The organism is Flavobacterium urumqiense (assembly GCF_900108015.1).
Taxonomy (GTDB): domain Bacteria; phylum Bacteroidota; class Bacteroidia; order Flavobacteriales; family Flavobacteriaceae; genus Flavobacterium; species Flavobacterium urumqiense.
Map to the genome: position 1 here is coordinate 118,927 of NZ_FNVP01000005.1, position 21,397 is coordinate 140,323.

The following is a 21,397-nucleotide window of genomic DNA, read 5'->3' on the forward strand; positions in this document are numbered from 1 at the left end:
AAATATCCAAATATAAAAAAAACGCTAATTTATTAAATTAGCGTTTTTTTATGAAGTACTATTTTGATAATTATTCAAATTCTGATGTAAAGAATAATTTAACGTTCGGATATTTATTTTGTGTCATTTGAATTGTAAAATCAGAATCGGCTAAAAACACTAATTGTCCGTATTTATCATGCGCCAAGAACTTTTGTTTGATTCTTCTAAATTCTTTAAATTCATCACTTTTTGGATCGGTAGGTTTTACCCAACATGCTTTGTGTACTGGGAAATTTTCATACGTACATTTTGCTCCGTATTCATGTTCTAAACGATATTGAATAACTTCATATTGAAGTGCACCTACCGTTCCAATGATCTTTCTGTTATTCATTTCTAAGGTAAATAATTGCGCAACCCCTTCATCCATTAACTGATCGATCCCTTTGTCGAGCTGTTTCGCTTTCATGGGATCTGCATTATTAATGTATCTGAAATGTTCGGGAGAGAAACTTGGAATTCCTTTGAAACTCATAATTTCACCTTCTGTTAAAGTATCTCCAATTTTGAAATTCCCGGTATCGTGTAAACCTACAATATCACCAGGATAAGAAATATCTACGATTTCTTTCTTTTCAGCAAAGAAAGCATTCGGACTAGAAAATTTTAAATTCTTTTTTTGTCTAACGTGGTAATAAGGTTTGTTTCTTTCAAAAGTCCCGGATACAATTTTTATAAAGGCCAAACGGTCTCTGTGTTTTGGATCCATATTAGCATGAATTTTAAAAACAAATCCAGTCATTTTCTCTTCTTTTGGATCTACTAATCGAGTTTCTGATTCTTTAGGTCTAGGCGAGGGGGCAATTTCTACAAAACAGTCCAATAATTCTCTCACTCCAAAATTATTTAAGGCAGAACCAAAAAATACTGGTTGTAATTTTCCATCTAAATAATCCTGACGATCAAATTTTGGATATACTTCGTCTATTAACTCTAATTCTTCACGCAATTTATCAGCAGGTTTTTCGCCAATAATTTTCTCTAACTCAGGATTTTTGACATCTGAGAAAGCGATAGTTTCCTCGATATTCTTGCGGCTATCACCGCTAAATATGTTGATGTTTTGTTCCCAAAGGTTGTAAATTCCTTGAAAATCATAGCCCATTCCTATTGGAAAACTTAAAGGAGTAACTGTTAAGCCCAGTTTTTGTTCCACTTCGTCCATAAGGTCAAAAGCATCTTTTCCTTCTCTGTCTAATTTATTGATAAATACAATAATTGGAATTTTACGCAATCGACAAACAGCAACTAATTTCTCTGTTTGTTCCTCCACACCTTTGGCAACATCAATTACAACAATAACGCTGTCAACAGCAGTTAAAGTTCTAAAAGTGTCCTCAGCAAAATCCTTGTGTCCTGGTGTATCGAGAATGTTTATCTTTTTGTTTTGATAATTGAATGCCAAAACAGAAGTAGAAACCGAAATTCCTCTCTGACGTTCAATTTCCATAAAGTCACTAGTAGCACCTTTTTTGATTTTGTTGTTTTTTACAGCACCTGCTTCTTGAATAGCACCACCAAAAAGGAGAAGTTTTTCAGTAAGTGTTGTTTTTCCAGCATCAGGATGTGAGATAATCCCGAATGTTCTTCTACGTTGTATTTCTTTTAAAAAGCTCATGTATAATATAAATAGTATGCAAAAGTACTATTTATAAATGCCAATTAAAAAAATAGTATACTCTAATTAATTATGTTAATTCGGAAGATAGTATTGCGCTAATTTTATATCATAAAAGAATTAAATAGATTGATTGATTAATAGGAGAAAGGCTGCCTATTCTGCCAATCTCCAGAATATTTATGTTTTACATGTTGATGAACCAAACAGAATATACATTTGGAGGCACTGGATTTTTATCCATTTATCTGCTTAGGTTGCTGGTGTCCAAGTCGATTTACCAGTAAAATCCTTAATTTGCGCATGGGCCCACTTAGTTTGGATACCTCTTTCTTGCCAAACGGATGATTTGTTGATATTTAGTATTAATCCGAAATTTCCATTATATCCATTTCTTCTTACAACATACTTATCATTTTCAGCGTATAAAATAGAAGTCGTAGCAGTTGCTTTGTTTTTATGAATCTATCTTAAGTTGTTTAATTCGTTTTATTTAACCATTCTTGGTAATTTCCGTAAAAAAATTGCAAGATGCCCTTTAGAGTTAAAATAATAGAATAAGCCAATTCTTTCTTTCCAAATTTCATCTGTATCGTGGTTTGTAACAAAAGTAACCGCTGTGCAAGGGTTTCTTTTACACATGACATCATCGTTAAAAACCGTAGGATTATCACCGTCAAAAGCATCAGTTATTTTATAGTAACAAGAAAAATAAAATACAGAACGGTTGTCGTTGTTCGTCCAATCGTTGAATGTGTTTACGTTTGAATGCCGCAATTCACCCACAGAAAATCCTCATGTATGTGCATTCCAACTAATGACAACCCATGAACCAAAACCTTTTCCGTAGTAAAATCTCCATCCTTCAAATTTTATAATGTTTTTATAATATTTTTCTACTATATCCGCTCTCAACCGCAGCCAATTTTGAACATTTGCGGCGGCAAAAATCATAAAATCCTTTAAAAGCTACTTTGCCGTTATTTTCGAATTAGTTTTTATAAAAATCTGCTTTAGTTCTAGGTAATTTTCATGAGGACGCAAACGTAAAATTAGTATAAGTTTGTTTTCCTGTAAAAAGGTTGTTTTCTAATTACCCTCGGCTATTGTTCAGTTAATTTATATATTTAGTAACTGGTCCTATAATAATCGTTGTAATGTTTTTACGAAAACATAATAGTGTTAAAAAAGTTTTTTAAAATGTAGTCTAAAATGAGAGTTTTAATAGTTTTCAATCCAGTTTGATTTTAATTTTACAGAAAAGGTGGTAGGTTTTCTAAAGAAATGGCAACTAAAAAATAAATAGAAGATTGAACAATTATGGTAAATGAATAAAATTTGAGAAAGTAAAAAAGGAGATGTTGATTTAAAGAACAACTGATTTATAATTATTTGACGTTATTTTGTTCCTTTTTAATTTAAATTGTTACGTTAAGTTATGGACTTTTAGGAAGTATTTAAAGTAATAAATTAATGCGTTTTACAAATTTTTGTTAATAGTACCAAGGAAACTTGTATTATGTAATTGAATTGTTATTTTTGTTGGTTTTTACTTTAAAGAATTGTCAGTATTTGTACTGTAAATTCAAACCGTTTCTTGACTCTTAAAGTGTATATTTGGCCAAAATCAATATAATCTTTTTGAAACAGATTTAAAGAAAAAATTTACAATACATTACGCTATTAATATATCATAAAAATGCCATTAAAAACAGTACAAATGAGGTTCATAAACAATAAAATTGCACTAACTTTCTTTCTCTTAGTATTTTCAAGTGCAATTACAAAGGCACAAGAAATTATTAAAGACAGTACGATTGTTTCTGTAAAAAAAACACAATCTAATCAAAAACAAAAAATAGACGGCGTCATTGCTACTGTTGGAGATTATATTATATTAGATTCAGATATAGACAAATCCTATTTGGAAATTTCAGGACAAGGCGGTTCTGTAAAAGATATTACAAGATGTCAAATGTTGGGAAAATTAATGGAAGATAAATTGTACGCGCATCAAGCTATACAAGATAGTATCAAGGTGTCTGATTCTGAAATAAAAGGGATGATGGATGATCGCGTGAGTTATATGACGGAGCAATTAGGGTCTCTTGAGAAAGTAGTGAAGTATTACAAGAAAAATAATGAAGAAGAGTTTAGAACCTATTTTTTTGATATTTTGAAGGAACAAAAACTGACTTCAGAAATGCAAAAAAAGATTGTAGACGAAGTGGAAATTACACCAGAAGAAGTTCGTAATTTTTTCAAAAAAATTCCTACTGTTGATCTTCCTCTTTTTGGCGCAGAAATGGAAGTAGCGCAAATTATCGTTACTCCAAAAGTGTCTGATGCGGACAAACAGATAGTTATTGATAAATTGAATGGCTTCAAGAAAGAATGTCAAGAAGGGTCAAGTTTTGCTACAAAAGCGGTGCTGTACTCGCAAGATCCGGGTTCTAGCACTAATGGGGGATATTACAAAATGAATCGCAGGACTCCATTTGTAAAAGAATTTAAAGATGTTGCCTTTAGTCTTGCTGAAGGAGAAATTTCGGCGCCGTTTGAAACATCTTTTGGTTTTCATATAATTTATATCGAAAAAATAAAAGGACAAGAAATAGAATTACGTCATATTTTATTGACGCCATCTGTTACTGAAGCGTCTATGAAAGAAGCTAAGGAAAAAATTGAATTAATCAGAAAAAAGATTGAAAGCACAGAAGTTAACTTTGCGGAAGCTGCTAGATCTATGTCAGACGAAAAAGAAACTAAAGTAAATGGTGGAGCTTTAATCAATCCTAAAACGCAAGATACTCGTTTTGAATTGACTAAAATGGACCCTAGTTTGTACAGTCAGGTTTCAAATTTGAAAGAAGGAGAAGTTTCTTTACCATTATTGGAAGACGAACAAGGTAAGAAAAAATACAAATTAATTACCGTAACGAATCGAATTGATGAACACACTGCTGATTATGGTAAGGATTACATCAAAATTAAAGAATTGGCTTTGAAAGAAAAACAAATTAAAACCATCGGAAAATGGTTTGACGAGAAAATTAAAGAAACCTATATTAAAGTTATTGGAGAATACAGAGATTGTGCTTTCACCAACAATTGGTTAAAAAAATAATTTTTATAAAATAAATAAAAAGAGTTAGCTTTATGAATTCATATCGCTAACTCTTTTTTAATTTAATAAACAGTCGAAAATGTCTGAAGTAGCTGCAATACATAACCTAGTTCAAAAAAGGAATGAACTAAAGAACGAAATAGCAAAAATAATTGTGGGTCAGGATGCAGTGGTAGATCAAATTTTACTTTGTATTTTTTCTGGAGGGCATGCACTTTTAGTAGGTGTTCCTGGGTTAGCAAAAACTTTGATGGTAAATACTTTGGCGCAAGCCTTGGGATTGGATTTTAAAAGAATTCAATTTACTCCGGATTTGATGCCATCTGATATTTTGGGAAGCGAAATATTAGATGAAAGTCGTAAGTTCAAGTTTATAAAAGGACCTGTTTTTTCGAATATTATTTTGGCGGATGAAATAAACAGAACGCCTCCTAAAACTCAGGCAGCACTACTTGAAGCAATGCAGGAACGTTCGGTTACTATTGCCGGGGAGAATTATAAATTAGATCGGCCTTATTTTGTTTTAGCTACTCAAAATCCAATTGAGCAGGAAGGGACGTATCCTTTGCCTGAAGCACAATTAGACCGATTTATGTTTGCCATAAAACTTGAATATCCTTCTTTTCAGGAAGAAGTTCAAGTGGTAAAACGTACAACGTCAGATTCGAGTGAAACTATAAATCCGTTATTTACTGCACAAGAGATTATTGATTTTCAACAATTGATTCGCAGAATTCCAGTGGCTGATAATGTGATTGAATATGCAGTGACTTTGGTTAGTAAAACCAGACCTGATAATCCATTGTCAAACGAGTTTGTGAAGAATTATTTGGATTGGGGAGCAGGACCAAGAGCCTCGCAAAATTTAATTTTGGCTGCAAAAGCCAATGCTGCTTTCAATGGTAAATTTTCACCGGATATAGAGGATGTAAAAGCAGTGGCAACCGGTATTTTAAGACATCGAATAATTAAAAATTATAAAGCGGATGCTGAAGGAATTACCGAAGAAGCTATTATTCAGAAGCTGATGTAGTAATTTTTAATATTGAGAAAAAAGCCAAACAAATTTCTAAAACTTGTTTGGCTTTTTTTGTTTTTATTTAATATTTTAGTTTGACCAAAAGAGTATTTAAAAATACAACTACAACGTTATAAGTGATGATTTAGAAAGGTTCTTAGCTGAAAGCAGTGTAAAATCTCACTAGAGAAGTAACATTAAATTTCAACTTTCTTAACGAAAAGATTTTAAATTATTGATAATTCATTATTTTAATTTAAAATTGAATTTTTGACAATAAAAAGCAGTGAAACTCTTTATTTTGTAATAATAATTTTTGAAAAAGCTACATCTATTATATTTTTTTTAATTCTCGGCTTTAATTCCTAAATTTGCGTACAGAAAATAAAAATACCAAGAAAAGACTTTTATTATGAATATTTATAAGGATTACATTCAAGAGATTGAAGAACGAAAAGGCCAAGGGCTTCACCCAAAGCCAATTGATGGCGGCGAATTGTTAAGCGAAATCATTGTGCAAATTAAAGATTTAAATAATGAGTACAGAGCAGATTCTCTTAACTTCTTTATTTACAATGTTGTTCCAGGAACTACTCCTGCCGCTACTTTAAAAGCTAGTTTTTTAAAAGAAATCGTTCTAGGTCAATCAGTAGTTGCTGAAATTACGCCCGCTTTTGCTTTAGAGTTATTGTCGCATATGAAAGGTGGAACTTCTATAGAGGTATTACTTGACTTAGCTTTAGGTAATGATGTTGCTATTGCAAAAGATGCTGCGGAAGTTTTAAAGACACAAGTTTTTCTTTATGAAGCAGATACAGATCGTTTAGAAGCTGCTTTCAAAAGCGGTAACGGAATAGCGAAAGAAATTCTAAAGAGCTATGCTAATGCTGAGTTCTTTACTAAATTACCGGAAATAGCAGAAGAAATTAAGATAGTTACTTTTATTGCTGGTGAAGGAGATATTTCAACTGATTTACTTTCTCCAGGTAACCAAGCGCATTCAAGATCAGATCGTGAACTTCATGGTAAATGTTTGATTTCTCCTGAAGCACAAGATGAAATCAAAGCACTACAAGCACAGCATCTTGACAAAAGCGTGATGTTGATTGCTGAAAAAGGTACTATGGGTGTTGGTTCATCAAGAATGTCAGGTGTAAACAATGTGGCTCTTTGGACTGGTAAACAAGCAAGTCCTTATGTCCCATTTGTTAATTTTGCTCCAATTGTTGCAGGAACAAATGGTATATCTCCGATTTTCCTTACAACTGTTGATGTTACTGGTGGTATTGGTCTTGACCTTAAAAACTGGGTAAAAAAATTAGATGAAAACGGTACCGTTCTTCGTAATGAAAGCGGTGATCCTATTCTAGAGCAGGTTTATTCTGTTGCTACTGGTACTGTTCTTACAATCAACACAAAGACAAAAAAACTTTATAATGGCGAGAAAGAACTGATAGATATTTCTCAGGCATTCACGCCTCAGAAAATTGAATTTATAAAAGCTGGTGGGTCTTACGCTATTGTATTTGGAAAAAAACTTCAAACATTTGCATCAAAGACTCTTGGTATTGATATTGTACCTGTATTTGCTCCGTCAAAAGAGGTTTCTATTGAAGGACAAGGTCTTACGGCTGTAGAAAAAATATTTAATAGAAACGCGGTTGGTTCAACTCCGGGTAAAGTTTTACATGCTGGTTCTGATGTTCGTGTAGAAGTTAATATTGTAGGTTCGCAAGATACAACTGGTCTTATGACTTCACAGGAATTGGAGTCTATGGCTGCTACGGTGATTTCTCCAATCGTTGACGGTGCTTACCAATCGGGTTGTCACACTGCTTCGGTATGGGATAATAAATCTAAGGCAAATATTCCTAGATTGATGAAATTCATGAACGATTTCGGATTAATCACAGCTCGTGACCCGAAGGGTGTTTATCATGCAATGACTGATGTAATTCATAAAGTACTTAATGATATTACTGTAAACGAGTGGGCTATCATCATCGGTGGCGACTCTCATACAAGAATGTCTAAAGGTGTTGCTTTTGGTGCTGATTCAGGAACAGTTGCTCTTGCATTGGCTACTGGTGAAGCTTCAATGCCGATTCCAGAATCTGTGAAAGTAACATTCAAAGGAGAAATGAAAGGGTATATGGATTTCCGGGATGTGGTTCATGCTACACAGTCTCAGATGCTTAAGACTTTTGGTGGAGAAAATGTATTTCAAGGAAGAATTATTGAGGTTCACCTTGGCACTCTTAATGCTGATCAAGCCTTTACGTTTACGGACTGGACTGCAGAAATGAAGGCAAAAGCTTCTATCTGTATTTCTGAAGATTATACCTTGATTGAATCTTTAGAGATTGCAAAAGGTAGAATTCAGATTATGATTGATAAGGGAATGGACAACAAAAATGAAGTTCTTAAAGGATTGATTGCTATTGCTGATAAGAGAATCGCCGAGATTATTTCAGGTGAGAAACCAGCGCTAAGACCAGATGCAAATGCTAAGTATTACGTTGAAGTTGTTGTAGATCTTGATCAGATTGCTGAGCCAATGATTGCTGACCCTGATGTAAATAATGCTGATGTTTCTAAAAGATATACGCACGATACCATCAGACCTCTATCTTTCTATGGAGGAGTTAAAAAAGTAGATCTTGGATTTATAGGTTCTTGTATGGTTCACAAGGGAGATATGAAAATCCTTGCGCATATGCTTAAGAATATTGATGAGCAAGAAGGTAAAGTAGAGTTCAAAGCGCCACTAGTTGTAGCTCCTCCTACTTATAACATTGTTGATGAATTAAAAGCAGAAGGTGACTGGGAAATTTTACAAAAATACTCTGGTTTCGAATTTGACGATAATCTCCCTAAAGCTGCAGCCCGTACTTCATATGAAAATATGCTATATCTAGAGCGTCCAGGTTGTAATCTTTGTATGGGTAATCAAGAAAAAGCTGCCAAAGGAGATACTGTAATGGCAACATCTACTCGTCTTTTCCAAGGAAGAGTTGTAGAAGATACGGAAGGTAAAAAAGGAGAATCTTTACTTTCGTCTACACCGGTTGTGGTATTATCTACAATCCTTGGTAGAACTCCGACAATAGAAGAATATAAAACTGCAGTAGAAGGTATCAACCTAACTAAGTTTGCACCATCTCATAAGTTATTAGTTAAATAATTTACAGAAGTAGGTAATTATAATTTTAAAAGCCTGAGTCTATGACTCAGGCTTTTTTTATACTCTATTTTTTTGTATCTTGTATTTTTAAAATAGAATAGTAACAATTATATATAAATCTTATGGCATTTGATATTGAAATGATTAAAAAAGTGTACGACAACATGACAACTCGTGTTGATATAGCACGTGAGATAGTTGGTCGCCCACTTACTTTGACAGAGAAAATTTTATACAACCACCTTTGGGATGGAATGCCATCTGTAGCTTTTGCAAGAGGTGCTGATTATGTTGATTTTGCTCCAGACAGAGTTGCTTGTCAAGATGCAACTGCTCAAATGGCATTATTGCAATTCATGCACGCTGGAAAGAAAACAGTCGCTGTTCCTACAACAGTTCACTGTGATCATTTGATTTTGGCTAAAAATGGAGCTGAATTTGATTTAGCTGCAGCAAATACGCAATCTAAAGAGGTTTTTGATTTTCTTTCTTCAGTCTCGGATAAATATGGAATTGGTTTCTGGAAACCAGGTTCAGGAATTATTCACCAAATCGTTTTGGAGAACTATGCATTTCCTGGAGGTCTAATGATTGGAACGGATTCACATACTGTAAATGCAGGTGGATTAGGAATGTTAGCTATTGGTGTTGGTGGAGCTGATGCAGTAGATGTAATGTCAGGAATGTCATGGGAATTAAAATTCCCAAAATTAATAGGTGTAAAATTAACTGGAAAACTTTCTGGTTGGACTGCACCAAAAGACGTAATTCTTAAAGTAGCTGATATTCTTACTGTAAAAGGTGGAACGGGAGCTATTGTTGAATATTTTGGAGAAGGAGCTACTTCAATGTCATGCACTGGAAAAGGAACTATTTGTAATATGGGTGCCGAGATTGGTGCTACTACTTCTACATTTGGTTATGATGAGTCCATGAGAAGATACCTTTCTGCAACTGGTCGTCAGGATGTTGTAGATGCTGCTGATAAAGTAGCGTCTTACTTAACTGCCGATCCCGAAGTATATGCAAATCCAGAAACGTATTTTGATCAAGTCATTGAAATCAACCTTTCTGAATTGGAGCCACATATTAACGGTCCTTTTACTCCGGACAGAGGTACACCAGTTTCCCAAATGAAAAAAGAAGCTGCTGCTAACGGATGGCCTTTAAAAGTAGAATGGGGATTAATCGGTTCTTGTACCAACTCTTCTTACGAAGATATGGCTCGTGCTGCGTCTATTGTAAACCAAGCGGTTGAATTAGGAATTAGCCCAAAAGCGGAATTTGGAATCAATCCAGGTTCGGAACAAATCAGATATACAATCGAAAGAGACGGAATCATTGCTACTTTCGAAAAAATGGGAACCAAAGTATTTACTAATGCTTGTGGACCATGTATCGGACAATGGGATAGAGCAGGAGCGGATAAAGGAGAGAAAAATACAATCGTTCACTCTTTTAACCGTAACTTTTCTAAACGTGCAGATGGTAACCCAAACACACACGCTTTTGTAACGTCTCCAGAAATGGTTGCTGCTTTAGCAATTGCGGGTCGTTTGGATTTCAATCCTATAACGGATACTTTAATCAACGATAACGGTGAAGAAGTAAGATTGACTGCACCTTTTGGTGATGAATTACCTAAAAAAGGATTTGCTGTCGAAGATGCAGGATTTCAAGCACCAGCTGCCGATGGATCAGGAGTTCAAATTTTAGTAAGTGAAACATCAGATCGTTTGCAATTATTGGCACCATTCCAACCTTGGGACGGTAAAAATATTACAGGAGCTAAATTATTGATTAAAGCTTTTGGAAAATGTACTACAGATCACATCTCTATGGCAGGTCCATGGTTGCGTTTCCGTGGTCACTTAGATAATATTTCTAACAATATGTTGATTGGAGCAGTCAATGCTTTCACAGATAAAACTAATTCAGTTAAAAACCAATTGACTGGAACCTATGATGCAGTTCCTGCAGTGGCACGCGCATACAAAGCCGCTGGAGTTCCATCTATTGTTGTGGGAGATCACAATTATGGAGAAGGATCTTCTAGAGAACATGCGGCTATGGAACCTCGTTTCTTAGGTGTTCAAGCGGTATTAGTAAAATCATTTGCTCGTATCCACGAAACAAACCTTAAAAAACAAGGTCTTTTAGGATTGACATTTGCTAACGAAGCAGATTACGATAAAATACAGGAAGATGATACCATCAACTTCACAGATTTAGTAGATTTTGCTCCAGGAAAACCATTAACAATAGAATTCGTTCACGCTGATGGAACCAAAGATGTTATCTTAGCAAACCATACCTACAACGAAGGACAAATTGGTTGGTTCGTAGCAGGTTCCGCATTAAACTTAATCGCTGCTGCCAGTAACGCATAAATAAATTGTATTTTTTAGATTCAAAACTCTCAAGGGCAACTTGGGAGTTTTTTTATATTCTATTTTTTTAGAAGCTATTTCCTGCTCGCCGCTTCAAGCTTTTTTATAGAATTGTTTTTTTCCAAAACAAAAAACGAGCTTCCGCTGGTCGCTGTTTTTTTTCAGGAAAAAATGCATTTCTACTTCAAAAGGCTTTCCACTTTCATCAGGGCTAGAACTAAAAACCGTCATTTTTTTTTAAAATTTCAGACTTTTTTTTAAAAGTTGGAAATATAATTATTTTATGAAAAATGAAATTTTTTGTTTCAAAACACAGTTAAAAATGCTGAAAAACCTGCGTTTTGTTTTTTTAACACGTTAAAATCAAAAAAAAACAGCGTTTTTTTGATTAAATCAGTTATATTAGCTTTTTTGAAAAAGTAAATTTTAAAAAGAAGTATTTTTTTTGATTACTAGTAGGAATCGAACTTCTTTTGAATTTTTATTTTCAGCGCAACAATACATTAGGATTGTACTGCGTTACTGTTTAAGTTGCTTTTGCAATCGGAACAAAAATCACAAGTTTTTAAATTGTTTTTATTACGCCCTCTTTTTACAAAAGAGATAAGTTTTTTTTATTTTTTTTTAAGCAAATGATTTTAGCAGGAAACCATAGCGAGATTTAATAATTATATCCCGAAATCGCTATGCAGAATAAAAGGGGTAAGTAATTTGAAAAAAATGAATATGAATTTAAGATTAGTTGTAACATTGTTTTTATTTAATAGTATCGTTCTTTTTTCACAGGAAAAAACCAAGAAACATACCATCGTAAAAGGAGAAACTGTTTCGAGTATTGCAGAAAAATACGAGGTAAAACCCAGTGAAATTTATAAGTTGAATCCAAAAGCCAAGAACCTGCTAAAACTGAATTCAGTACTATTAATTCCTACAGCTGCTGAAAAAAATAACAATACCAAAACTAAAATTGCAATAAATTACTCCGAAAAAGAACATGAAGTGCTTGTCAAAGAAACACTTTACGGAATTGCAAAAGAATACGGAATCACATTAAAAGAATTACACCAAGCCAATCCTTCATTAGAAACTTCAGGATTAAAAATTGGTCAAAAAGTTATAATTCCTGCTGACGCAAATTCAAATACTAAAATAGCAGTTGCCTCTCAATTCAAAAAAACTTCAAAAAAACTTCCAATAGAAACTGTCTCTCAAAGTAATGAAACCACAAATTTAAATGCAGAAGTTACCACAATAGAAGTTACCACAATAGAAGTTTTACCAAAAGAATCTAAATATTCTATTGCAAAAAAATATGGAATTACTTTAAAAGAGTTAGATAAAGTCAATCCGGCATTAGGAGTTAAATCTCTAAGAGTTGGACAGAAAATAAATATTCCTGCAAATGCTTCAATAGCTACTGATGTTGCTTTCCTATCTCAAGAAAATAAACCAACTCTTGAAGAATTACCAGTTAGTAATATTCAATCCGTAAAAGATTCACCAAAACCGGAAATAGCTATTGTTCATCAATCCAAAAACGAAAAATTAAAAGTAGAATTAGCTGAAAATAATCAACCAATTAGTACTGCAACTCCAACTGCAGAAGTTATTATTCGGGAAGTTTTACCAAAAGAAACAAAATACGGAATCGCAAAACAATACGGGATCACAGTTCATGAATTAGAAAAGCAAAATCCTGAAGTTAAAAAGAGTCTGCCTGTAGGTTACAAGTTAAATATTCATCCTTCTTATACACGTAAAGAAGAAGTGGCTATAATTGCAAATACCGATGTTAATAATAAAGTAGACAATAATAAAGTAGATAGTAATAATGGGAATACAGTAGCAGAGAACAACTCGATTGAAACTACAAAACAAGACATAAAAACTTTTGTCAGTATGTCAAGAAACAGTGATTTTTTGAATCAACTGATAGAAAAAGCTGCGGAAAATATTGGAACAAGATATCAAACTGGTGGTACTTCAAAATCTGGTTTTGATTGTTCCGGTTTAATGTGTAATACGTTTGGTGCTTTTGACATCAAATTACCACGATCTTCTATTGAGCAGTCTGGTTTCGGTACTAAAGTAGACGCCGAAGAAGCTAAAAAAGGAGATTTAATTTTCTTTAAAACAAACGGCAGAAACCACATTAACCATGTTGGTATGGTAGTTGAAGTCTGTGATGGTGAAATAAAATTTATTCATGCCTCAGTAGGAAATGGCGTAATTATTTCATCAACCAAAGAAAATTATTATAAGAAGAAAGTCGTTCAAGTTAATAGAGTTTTGTAATAATGAAATTTTAGAAAATTATACGTCTTATTATATATAGTGGAAACTCTTCAAGTAAATGGGGAGTTTTTTTGTTTTTTAGTCATTCCTGTTTTAACTTTTTTAGTATTTATAGGTTGCTGCTATCGCTATTGTTTGCTTTTAGAATAGTTCAAAAGAAACCGTATTTCTATAATACAAAGATGCGCAACTAACAGGATGTAAACATTATACAATTTAAACAAAAAGTATCATATTTCACACTTCTCTTTATAAGTAGTAAAAAGTTCAGAAATATTTAGTCCAGTTTCACACTGTTTACTTCAATCCAATACCCATCAGGATCCTGAAAATAAATTTGTTTAATACCATCAGCACGAATATTAATTTTATGAAGCTCTCCCGGCCAGTCAGAATAAATGATGTTTTTATTTTCCAGCACCTTTAAAAGCGCATCAAAGTTGGCTATTTTAAAAGCAACATGCACTGCTTTATTTATTGTAACGGGGTCTTTAATAGTTGATACGAGATGCAACTCTTTTCCATCTCCTAAAGAAATCCAACGAATACCTTCTTTTCTGGTAAGATTAGTGATTTCCTGTAGTTTTAGAACGTTGGTATAAAAATCAACGGAACGATCCAAGTTATTTACTGAAAGAGCTAAGTGATCCATCTTTAAAGTAAAGGAATTCTGCCCCCAAATAGATCCGGTAAATATAAAAGCAAGTAGTAAAAAGGTTAGTTTTTTCATTGGGTAATTAGTTTTGGTTTTTTATTAGGTTTTTTTGCCTGTTAAAAGTAAATAATAATTTAATTCTAAACTAAAATATAAAGCAATAAAGAGATTTAATCAAACTGTTAATTACTATGTGGGTCAGAATGATTTTTTAGTATCGTACCTTTTTTTGATGGATACAAAAAAAACGCAGAACTTATTAAAGAATTTGGCATTTTTAATAGTAGGAAACAGGTTTTTTATTATTTTGTCATTAAATAACACTTTGTTTTCTGTACTTAATATGTAAACGTAAACGCCTCTTATAAAATCGCTTACATTGATTTTAATCGCATTTTCAGTTGATGTCTCGCGAATTTTAATAGGTGATCCAACTAACATTTCAAAGATATCATATAGTTTCAATGTCATGTTTTTTAGTACATCAGTTTTTATAGTAATAGTAGCTAAATCAGTTGCAGGATTAGGGTAAGCCACGACCAAAAGAACTGGAATTGCAGTTGGCATTTTGCATAATATAGAATTAATTTAAATTAGTCTTTTGCTACATAAAAAAAATACTATTTCTAAACAGTCAGAATATATTTTGCAATCTTTGAACTCTAAAAAAATAAAAGGCATTATGAGTAAGACAAAACTAACAATTAATCGCAACGGATCTATAAAAATAGAAGGCGATTTCAAAATAACAGACTGCGAAGGAAAAACATACGGATTAGAAGGAAGAACGGCTTTGGGTCTTTGTCGTTGCGGATTATCAGCCAATAAGCCTTTTTGTGATGGTTCACACCGCAATGGTTTTGAGCATGAATCAGCCGCATTTGATTTACCACCAGTGAAAACGAAGTAATATCGTTTTCTAATTCAATTAAATAAGAAAAGCTAAATCGTTACGGATTTAGCTTTTTCTTTTTTTGAACTGTATGTTACTGCATTAAAACTGCCTAATTATTTATAGAACTGTTGTAAGTCCTGCAATAATTCTTCACTTTGTTTCACTGTTTTCTTGTAATATTTAGCTACCCACTTGGAGTAAAACAACAAAAATAAGTATCCAAAACTAAAAGAGTAAATCCAAAAATATTTGATGCCTGTAATATCTCTGTCGTCAAAATATTTGGACATCAAAATTAGAATTGACACCAGAAGCAAGTAGCTTAAAACGGCATTTATTTTCTGCAATTTGAAAAATTGTAATTTTTGAGTAGCAAATATTTTCAGCGTTGCAGCGTAAGGTCTGTTTACATCTTCGGGAATGGTTAATTGTCGAAGACTTAAAAGACTAAGGATTGAAAGTGTCGCTAATAGTAAAACGGAAACAATACCCGCACCTTGCAAAAATGTAGTGTCTAATTTGTAGAAATTTATACCGATGAAGAGCACACTTATTAAACAAATGATTACGCCTATAATCTCGGGATAAGCTATTTTTTTAATTTTAGAATTGTATTTTTTTTGTGTCATTTGCTCAATCATTTTAGTTGTTAAATGCTGTTTTTGCTCTGCTGGATTGTTTGGATTATCCCAAGTGTTTTTTAACTCGTCTAATTGCATGGTTACATTTTTTTAAAAATTTGTGTCTTTAACTTTTCTTTAATTCGTGATAGCTTTGTTGCGACATTGCTCGATGAAATACCGATGATTTCTGCAATTTCATCATAACTTTTGTTGTCTAAATAAAGCATTACAATGCCCTTGTCAAGTAGATTTAGAGTGTCAATTTGTTGTCTAAATATTTGCCAGTTCTCTTCGGTTTTACTATTGTCAACTTCGTGATAATCTAAAACTTGCTCGTCTATCAGAATGGTGAAAATTCTTTTTTTTGACACTTTAAGTTGATAAATGGCAACATTTAAAGCAACTCTGTACATCCAAGTACTAAGCTTTGACTTTTGAGTAAAAGAATCATAAGATTTCCAAAGTTGGTAAATAATTTCCTGAACTAAATCATTCTTATCATCCGTGCTGTTGGTATAAACAGCTGCTATTTTGAAAATAAAACCTTCGTTCTCTTTTATTGCTGCTATAAATGTTCCTTTTTTATCCACTAATAATTTACAATTATGTTTCCGATACTTGATTAGTGTACTACTTTGCGAAAAAATCACACTTTAAAAAAAAAATTATGATTTTCAATTTTAGTTTGGGATTGCTGTTGAAGTAAGCTAAAAGATTTTCCGTTCTAACAAGCAAGTTAAATATGAATTAAACTATTGCTTTATTGCACTTTGTTGATTTTTTAAAATTATTGATGCTTATCGATAGCACACAGACTTAAGGAAATATTATTTTAAAGTTTTTAATAATCGCTTTCGATGGAGTGCTTTCAAAAAGGGTCTTTCCCTCCTAATATCCCAGCGAGAATAGGAATTAAGCCGTGTTTTGTCTTTCCAATATCATAATATTTATAAGCGTTTATTCACACCTTTGTATCTCGTTGGTCAAAAAACTCAGTCGATTCTACCGAATTATATACGCCCTGCATTATTTCCTATACAGACTTATTTTTAGTAGATTTTTTAAAAGTCATTTACTAAATGTGCCATATATTTTTATTTGTTTTATTTTTTATTTTTAGTTTTTTTACCGGAATGTTCCGTTTAGTCCTAAAAATAAAACTTTTTAAACTATTATAAGTTCTCTCCTTATTTATTTTACAAACCAATACTTTTCGATAACAATTTTTATAACAACTATCACAATATATGTTAGCAAATCAGCACAAGAGAATGAGGTTCTAATCCTATTATGGTAATTTTTTATTTTTCTAAATGTAGGTTTTTGACAATATTTAAAAATTGAAGAAATTCTACATCGAAAGAGAAAATTAAGGCAAATATCGTAACAGTTAAAACCAGTAATTGAAGAAAAGAGTTTAAAAAATAATAGACTAAAATAGCAACCAAAATATCATTCAGGTGAGGCCTCGTGAACCGTCTTGGACAAAAAAAACAATCATGACTTCAATAAAAACAATCAAAATTGTAAAGCCAAAGTAGTTTCTGATACATGTCCGGATAATGTTACTTTAGGTTATCTATCTTGATTTCGTAAATGCTCTCACTATTGTCAAAGCTAAAGTATGAAAAAATACTTGCAAGACACGGAATGGACTTTTCATTTTTTGATTTTTTTATAATTGTATCAATTTACTTGAAGAATCGCAGAGGTAATTCTTTCTGTTTTTATTATGTAAAGTATTTGATTTGTAGCCTTATAGGGGTTATTTAGTGTTGATTGGATAATATCCAATGCCTTGATATCTTATTAAATATCTATTTTTAGTCAGTAGGCATAACGGATTCTAATAACCACTATAATTTTTATCTATCAAAAAAATAATATTGATAGATATGAATCATTAAGTTTGCACTGAAAGTTAATAAATAAAAAATAAATTGCATCATGGATAATAATATTAATGGAGCACGGTAATTAATGATACAAGTTACAATGTAAACAGTGAAAGCAAGTGCCCGTATTCTCAAGGAGCTCAAAAACAAATCGCTCGCTCTGGTACGAGAAAGAATGACTGGTGGCCTAATCAATTGAATTTGAATATCTTACGCCAACATTCTTCCCTGTCCAATCCGATGGGCGAGGAGTTCAACTATGCTGAGGCATTCAAGAGTCTTAATCTGGCTGCAATCAAGAAAGACCTCTTTGATTAAATGACGGCATCTCAAGAATGGTGGCCAGCAGATTATGGTCACTATGGACCGTTTTTTATTCGTATGGCCTGGCATAGTGCAGGTAGCTATCGTATTGCTGAAGGTCGTGGTGGTGCGGGTTTTGGTACGCAACGATTTGCGCCACTGAATAGTTGGCCTGACAATGCAAATCTCGATAAGGCTCGTTTGCTACTATGGCCAATTAAACAGAAATATGGTAAGAAAATTTCTTGGGCTGATTTGATGATCCTTACAGGTAACTGTGCTCTTGAGTCGATGGGATTCGAGACCTTCGGTTTCGCTGGTGGACGCGCTGATGTTAGGGAGCCTGCAGAAGATATTTATTGGGGTTCCGAAGGAAAATGGTTGGATGACAAGCGCTACACTGGAGATCGCGAATTGGAAAATCCACTCGCAGCTGTTCAGATGGGGCTTGTGTATGTAAATCCGGAAGGTCCTAACGGTAATCCTGATCCATTGGCATCTGCACGCGACATACGGGAGACTTTTGCTCGTATGGCAATGAATGATGAAGAAACTGTTGTTCTTATTGCCGGTGGACATACTTTCGGGAAAACCCATGGTGCTGCCGATCCAAACGAGTACGTGGGAGCAGAACCTGCGGGAGCGTCTATTGAAGAGCAAGGTCTTGGTTGGAAAAATACATTTGGTAGCGGAAATGGAGAAGATACAATTACCAGTGGTCTTGAGGGTGCTTGGACTACCACCCCTACAAAGTGGAGTAATAATTACTTCGAAAACCTTTTCAAATTTGAATGGGAGCTAACGAAGAGTCCAGCGGGTGCGCATCAATGGAAACCAAAGAGTGGCGCAGGTGCCGGCACAGTTCCGGATGCACACAATCCATCAAAGAGTCACGCGCCAACAATGCTTACAGCTGACCTCGCTTTGAGAGTGGATCCTATCTACGAATCAATTTCGAGATACTTCTACGAAAATCCTGATAAGTTTGCAGATGCATTTGCTCGTGCTTGGTTCAAATTGACACATCGCGATATGGGACCAATAGCGCGTTATCTTGGTCCAGAAGTGCCTACGGAAGAACTAATCTGGCAAGATCCTGTTCCAGCCGTTACGCATCAACTGATTGATGATACTGACATCGATATACTTAAGGAAAAAATATTGGAAACGGGATTAACTGTTTCCCAATTGGTATCTACCGCTTGGGCATCAGCATCTACGTTCCGTGGTTCTGATAAACGTGGTGGCGCAAATGGTGGTCGTATTCGTTTGGCACCACAGAAGGATTGGAAAGTTAACAATCCGTCCCAACTGGAGAAAGTTCTTGATACACTTGAGGATATTCAGCTAGCATTCAACGGTGTTCAGTCTGGTGGGAAACTAGTTTCAATTGCTGACTTGATCGTTTTAGGCGGTTGCGCAGGTATTGAGAAAGCAGCACAGCAAGCAGGTCACGACTTAAAGTACCTTTCACTCCTGGGCGCGAGGATGCCTCACAAGAGCAAACAGATATTGAATCATTCGCTGTCTTAGAGGCTGAAGCAGACGGTTTCCGCAATTATGCTAAGACGACATATAAGGTATCAGCAGAGGAAATGTTGATAGATAAAGCGCAATTGTTGACTTTGACTGTTCCAGAGATGACGGTTCTTGTTGGTGGTTTGCGTGTTCTAAATGCTAACTTTTATCAGTCTCAAAACGGTGTTTTTACAAACCGTCCAGAGGTACTTACCAACGATTTCTTTTTGAATCTACTTGATTTAGGTACGACCTGGAAAGCTGCTTCAGAAACTGATGATTTGTTTGTCGGTAGTGATCGCAGAGCAGGTGGATTGAAGTGGATTGGAACTCGTGTTGATCTTATTTTTGGTTCGAACTCTTAGCTTAGAGCTATCTCTGAGGTTTATGGATGTGCTGATTCTCAAGATAAATTTATAGAAGACTTTGTTGCAGCTTGGAACAAGGTGATGAATCTTGATCGTTTCGATCTAACGTATTAAAAATTAATTATATAATACTAAAAAGGTGGTCTGTAAACTAAACAGGCCACCTTTTTAATTTTCTAATTGATTTGTTGTTGCTTATTTTGGCTAGGAGGATTTGTCCTCCGTCCGGTGTTAAAAATTTATGCGCAGGAAAAATCAGTATGAATAAAACGTAGTAGAGCGGGAATCTTGCTAGAAGATATAATCACAGTGGTAAAGTTATTGCGAGGAACGAAGCAATCGCATTTAGTTTGTTGTTTTATTTACTCCTAATTGTGGGGAACGAATTCTTAAAGTTTAAAGTAACTGCGTTGCAAACGCTACGACTCTGCTCTAAATTAAAATTGGCACTCGTTGCAAAAGAGCGCCAATGGGATTCTTTATTTTAATTTACAGGATCTACAACTAATCGTTTAATTTTTGTATCTTTTTTGAAATCTGAAATAGTAAAAGAATTTTTATCCAATTTTAAACTAATATCTTCCCAATTTCCCTTGTAATCATCTACGTCCAAAATAAATTGAATATTAGGATAGGATTTTACTGTAATTTGTAAAGCATTTTCTTGCTCCTCGATCCAACCAACATAAAATTGTAATTTTCCTAATTTTTCTTGTAATTCTTCTAAAGTACTCCCCACTCCAATTCCTTCCTTGGTTTTAAATATCTCTGAATAAATAATTATATAATTTATTTTGTCTTTCCAATACCAGCCATTACAATTGGCTGACGAAATATAAAAGACATTTGGATTGCCTTTATGCTCAGTTTTAGATATGCTTTTGCCAAAATCTAAAGCTCCAATAGTTATTTCCGGTTTTTCTATGGTTTGACCATCTTTACCGTTACTAATGACTGTTCCCAAATTAAAACCGCCATCACAGCAAGCATCAGTGCAAGTACCGAAACCTTGAACAGATTTATAGGCATAATTATTTTTTGCGAAGTTTTGCCAAGATCCTCCTATTTTGAAATATCCAGCAGAATTATTAGTTACTAAATAATCCGAAGATGGTATGGCTTTCAACTGCTCAAATTCCTTCGTTTTTATTATCAAAAGCTTGGTCAGTCGATCCATTTCTTTCAGTTGCTTTTCTAATTCAACATGATTGGCAGTTAATTCATTTTGTTTTATTTCGAACTCTTTAGTCAACTGAACAATTGTGTTTTTTTGTTGCTCAATAGTTGAGTTGAATTCAATGACTTTTGTGTTGGAATTGTTTCGTTCATTCCCTAATACAACAGTTAGACTATCGCGTGAAAAAGTCAACTGCGCAATTTGCTCTTTCTTGTTTTGTGCATAAGTAATTGTTAAAGCAAACGACGCTAATATGATAAAAAAAATTTTCTTCATTATTTTTGATTTT

General features: G+C 33.8%; 15 protein-coding genes and 2 pseudogenes. 7 read left to right on the plus strand and 10 right to left on the minus strand.

Annotation, left to right across the window (positions count from 1 at the left end; genetic code table 11):
* Positions 1–70: 70 nt before the first annotated feature.
* The 4 genes from C4S35_RS07975 to C4S35_RS15995 all read right to left on the minus strand — a co-directional run bounded on the left by C4S35_RS07975 (position 71) and on the right by C4S35_RS15995 (position 2,614).
* Complete coding sequence (locus C4S35_RS07975) at positions 71–1,660, minus strand: peptide chain release factor 3 (protein ID WP_103999669.1); 1,590 nt, start codon at positions 1,658–1,660, stop codon at positions 71–73.
* A 252-nt stretch (positions 1,661–1,912) separates the two neighbouring features.
* Complete coding sequence (locus tag C4S35_RS16340) at positions 1,913–2,125, minus strand: alpha-amylase domain-containing protein (protein WP_425269143.1); 213 nt, start codon at positions 2,123–2,125, stop codon at positions 1,913–1,915.
* 24 nt (positions 2,126–2,149) lie between these two features.
* The gene (locus C4S35_RS15990; RefSeq protein ID WP_244175218.1) at positions 2,150–2,446 is read right to left on the minus strand and encodes a hypothetical protein; all 297 of its coding nucleotides are present in this window, start codon (positions 2,444–2,446) and stop codon (positions 2,150–2,152) included.
* A gap of 9 nt (positions 2,447–2,455) precedes the next feature.
* Entirely contained in the window at positions 2,456–2,614 is a 159-nt protein-coding gene (locus C4S35_RS15995) for a hypothetical protein (RefSeq protein WP_244175219.1), read from the minus strand.
* Positions 2,615–3,359: 745 nt separating this feature from the next.
* Here C4S35_RS15995 and C4S35_RS07985 point away from each other — a divergent pair.
* The 5 genes from C4S35_RS07985 (at position 3,360) to C4S35_RS08005 (ending at position 13,674) form a co-directional block, all read left to right on the plus strand.
* Positions 3,360–4,787, plus strand: coding sequence for a peptidylprolyl isomerase (locus tag C4S35_RS07985; RefSeq protein ID WP_103999670.1), 1,428 nt, complete (start codon positions 3,360–3,362; stop codon positions 4,785–4,787).
* Between the two features lie 79 nt (positions 4,788–4,866).
* Positions 4,867–5,820 (plus strand): AAA family ATPase, encoded by a 954-nt coding sequence (locus C4S35_RS07990; protein WP_103999671.1) that lies wholly within the window; start codon positions 4,867–4,869, stop codon positions 5,818–5,820.
* Between the two features lie 397 nt (positions 5,821–6,217).
* Positions 6,218–8,989, plus strand: coding sequence for a bifunctional aconitate hydratase 2/2-methylisocitrate dehydratase (locus tag C4S35_RS07995; RefSeq protein WP_103999672.1), 2,772 nt, complete (start codon positions 6,218–6,220; stop codon positions 8,987–8,989).
* Positions 8,990–9,111: 122 nt separating this feature from the next.
* Entirely contained in the window at positions 9,112–11,379 is a 2,268-nt protein-coding gene (locus C4S35_RS08000; protein ID WP_103999673.1) for an aconitate hydratase, read from the plus strand.
* Positions 11,380–12,105: 726 nt separating this feature from the next.
* On the plus strand, positions 12,106–13,674 hold the full coding sequence (locus tag C4S35_RS08005; protein ID WP_244175220.1) for a C40 family peptidase: 1,569 nt from the start codon (positions 12,106–12,108) through the stop codon (positions 13,672–13,674).
* 277 nt (positions 13,675–13,951) lie between these two features.
* Here the strand turns inward: C4S35_RS08005 and C4S35_RS08010 are convergent, their stop codons facing one another.
* Positions 13,952–14,404, minus strand: coding sequence for a VOC family protein (locus C4S35_RS08010; protein WP_244175221.1), 453 nt, complete (start codon positions 14,402–14,404; stop codon positions 13,952–13,954).
* Positions 14,405–14,527: 123 nt separating this feature from the next.
* Entirely contained in the window at positions 14,528–14,896 is a 369-nt protein-coding gene (locus C4S35_RS08015) for a T9SS type A sorting domain-containing protein (protein ID WP_103999676.1), read from the minus strand.
* 115 nt (positions 14,897–15,011) lie between these two features.
* On the opposite strand from C4S35_RS08015, the gene C4S35_RS08020 reads away from it, so the two are divergent.
* A complete protein-coding gene (locus C4S35_RS08020) occupies positions 15,012–15,239 on the plus strand; it encodes a CDGSH iron-sulfur domain-containing protein (RefSeq protein WP_103999766.1) in 228 nt (75 codons plus the stop codon).
* 98 nt (positions 15,240–15,337) lie between these two features.
* Here the strand turns inward: C4S35_RS08020 and C4S35_RS08025 are convergent, their stop codons facing one another.
* The 3 genes and pseudogenes from C4S35_RS08025 to C4S35_RS16345 form a co-directional block, all read right to left on the minus strand.
* On the minus strand, positions 15,338–15,943 hold the full coding sequence (locus tag C4S35_RS08025) for a hypothetical protein (RefSeq protein ID WP_103999677.1): 606 nt from the start codon (positions 15,941–15,943) through the stop codon (positions 15,338–15,340).
* 2 nt (positions 15,944–15,945) lie between these two features.
* Positions 15,946–16,437: an RNA polymerase sigma factor gene (locus tag C4S35_RS08030; RefSeq protein WP_103999767.1), complete on the minus strand. Its 492-nt coding sequence runs from the start codon at positions 16,435–16,437 to the stop codon at positions 15,946–15,948.
* A gap of 711 nt (positions 16,438–17,148) precedes the next feature.
* A pseudogene (locus tag C4S35_RS16345) lies at positions 17,149–17,313 on the minus strand (DUF2809 domain-containing protein); the annotation flags it as partial.
* Positions 17,314–17,823: 510 nt separating this feature from the next.
* Between C4S35_RS16345 and katG the strand changes: the two are divergent.
* Positions 17,824–20,045: pseudogene (gene katG, locus C4S35_RS08040) on the plus strand (catalase/peroxidase HPI).
* Positions 20,046–20,415: 370 nt separating this feature from the next.
* Here katG and C4S35_RS08045 read toward each other — a convergent pair.
* Entirely contained in the window at positions 20,416–21,384 is a 969-nt protein-coding gene (locus C4S35_RS08045) for a hypothetical protein (RefSeq protein WP_103999679.1), read from the minus strand.
* Between the last annotated feature and the right edge of the window lie 13 nt (positions 21,385–21,397).

Coding starts and splice junctions, on each gene's coding strand:
- C4S35_RS07975 (WP_103999669.1), bottom strand. CDS start 1,660: ATGAGCTTTTTAAAAGAAATACAACGTAGAAGAACATTCGGGATTATC.
- C4S35_RS15995 (WP_244175219.1), bottom strand. CDS start 2,614: ATGATTTTTGCCGCCGCAAATGTTCAAAATTGGCTGCGGTTGAGAGCG.
- C4S35_RS07985 (WP_103999670.1), top strand. CDS start 3,360: ATGCCATTAAAAACAGTACAAATGAGGTTCATAAACAATAAAATTGCA.
- C4S35_RS07990 (WP_103999671.1), top strand. CDS start 4,867: ATGTCTGAAGTAGCTGCAATACATAACCTAGTTCAAAAAAGGAATGAA.
- C4S35_RS07995 (WP_103999672.1), top strand. CDS start 6,218: ATGAATATTTATAAGGATTACATTCAAGAGATTGAAGAACGAAAAGGC.
- C4S35_RS08000 (WP_103999673.1), top strand. CDS start 9,112: ATGGCATTTGATATTGAAATGATTAAAAAAGTGTACGACAACATGACA.
- C4S35_RS08005 (WP_244175220.1), top strand. CDS start 12,106: ATGAATTTAAGATTAGTTGTAACATTGTTTTTATTTAATAGTATCGTT.
- C4S35_RS08010 (WP_244175221.1), bottom strand. CDS start 14,404: ATGAAAAAACTAACCTTTTTACTACTTGCTTTTATATTTACCGGATCT.
- C4S35_RS08015 (WP_103999676.1), bottom strand. CDS start 14,896: ATGCCAACTGCAATTCCAGTTCTTTTGGTCGTGGCTTACCCTAATCCT.
- C4S35_RS08020 (WP_103999766.1), top strand. CDS start 15,012: ATGAGTAAGACAAAACTAACAATTAATCGCAACGGATCTATAAAAATA.
- C4S35_RS08025 (WP_103999677.1), bottom strand. CDS start 15,943: ATGCAATTAGACGAGTTAAAAAACACTTGGGATAATCCAAACAATCCA.
- C4S35_RS08045 (WP_103999679.1), bottom strand. CDS start 21,384: ATGAAGAAAATTTTTTTTATCATATTAGCGTCGTTTGCTTTAACAATT.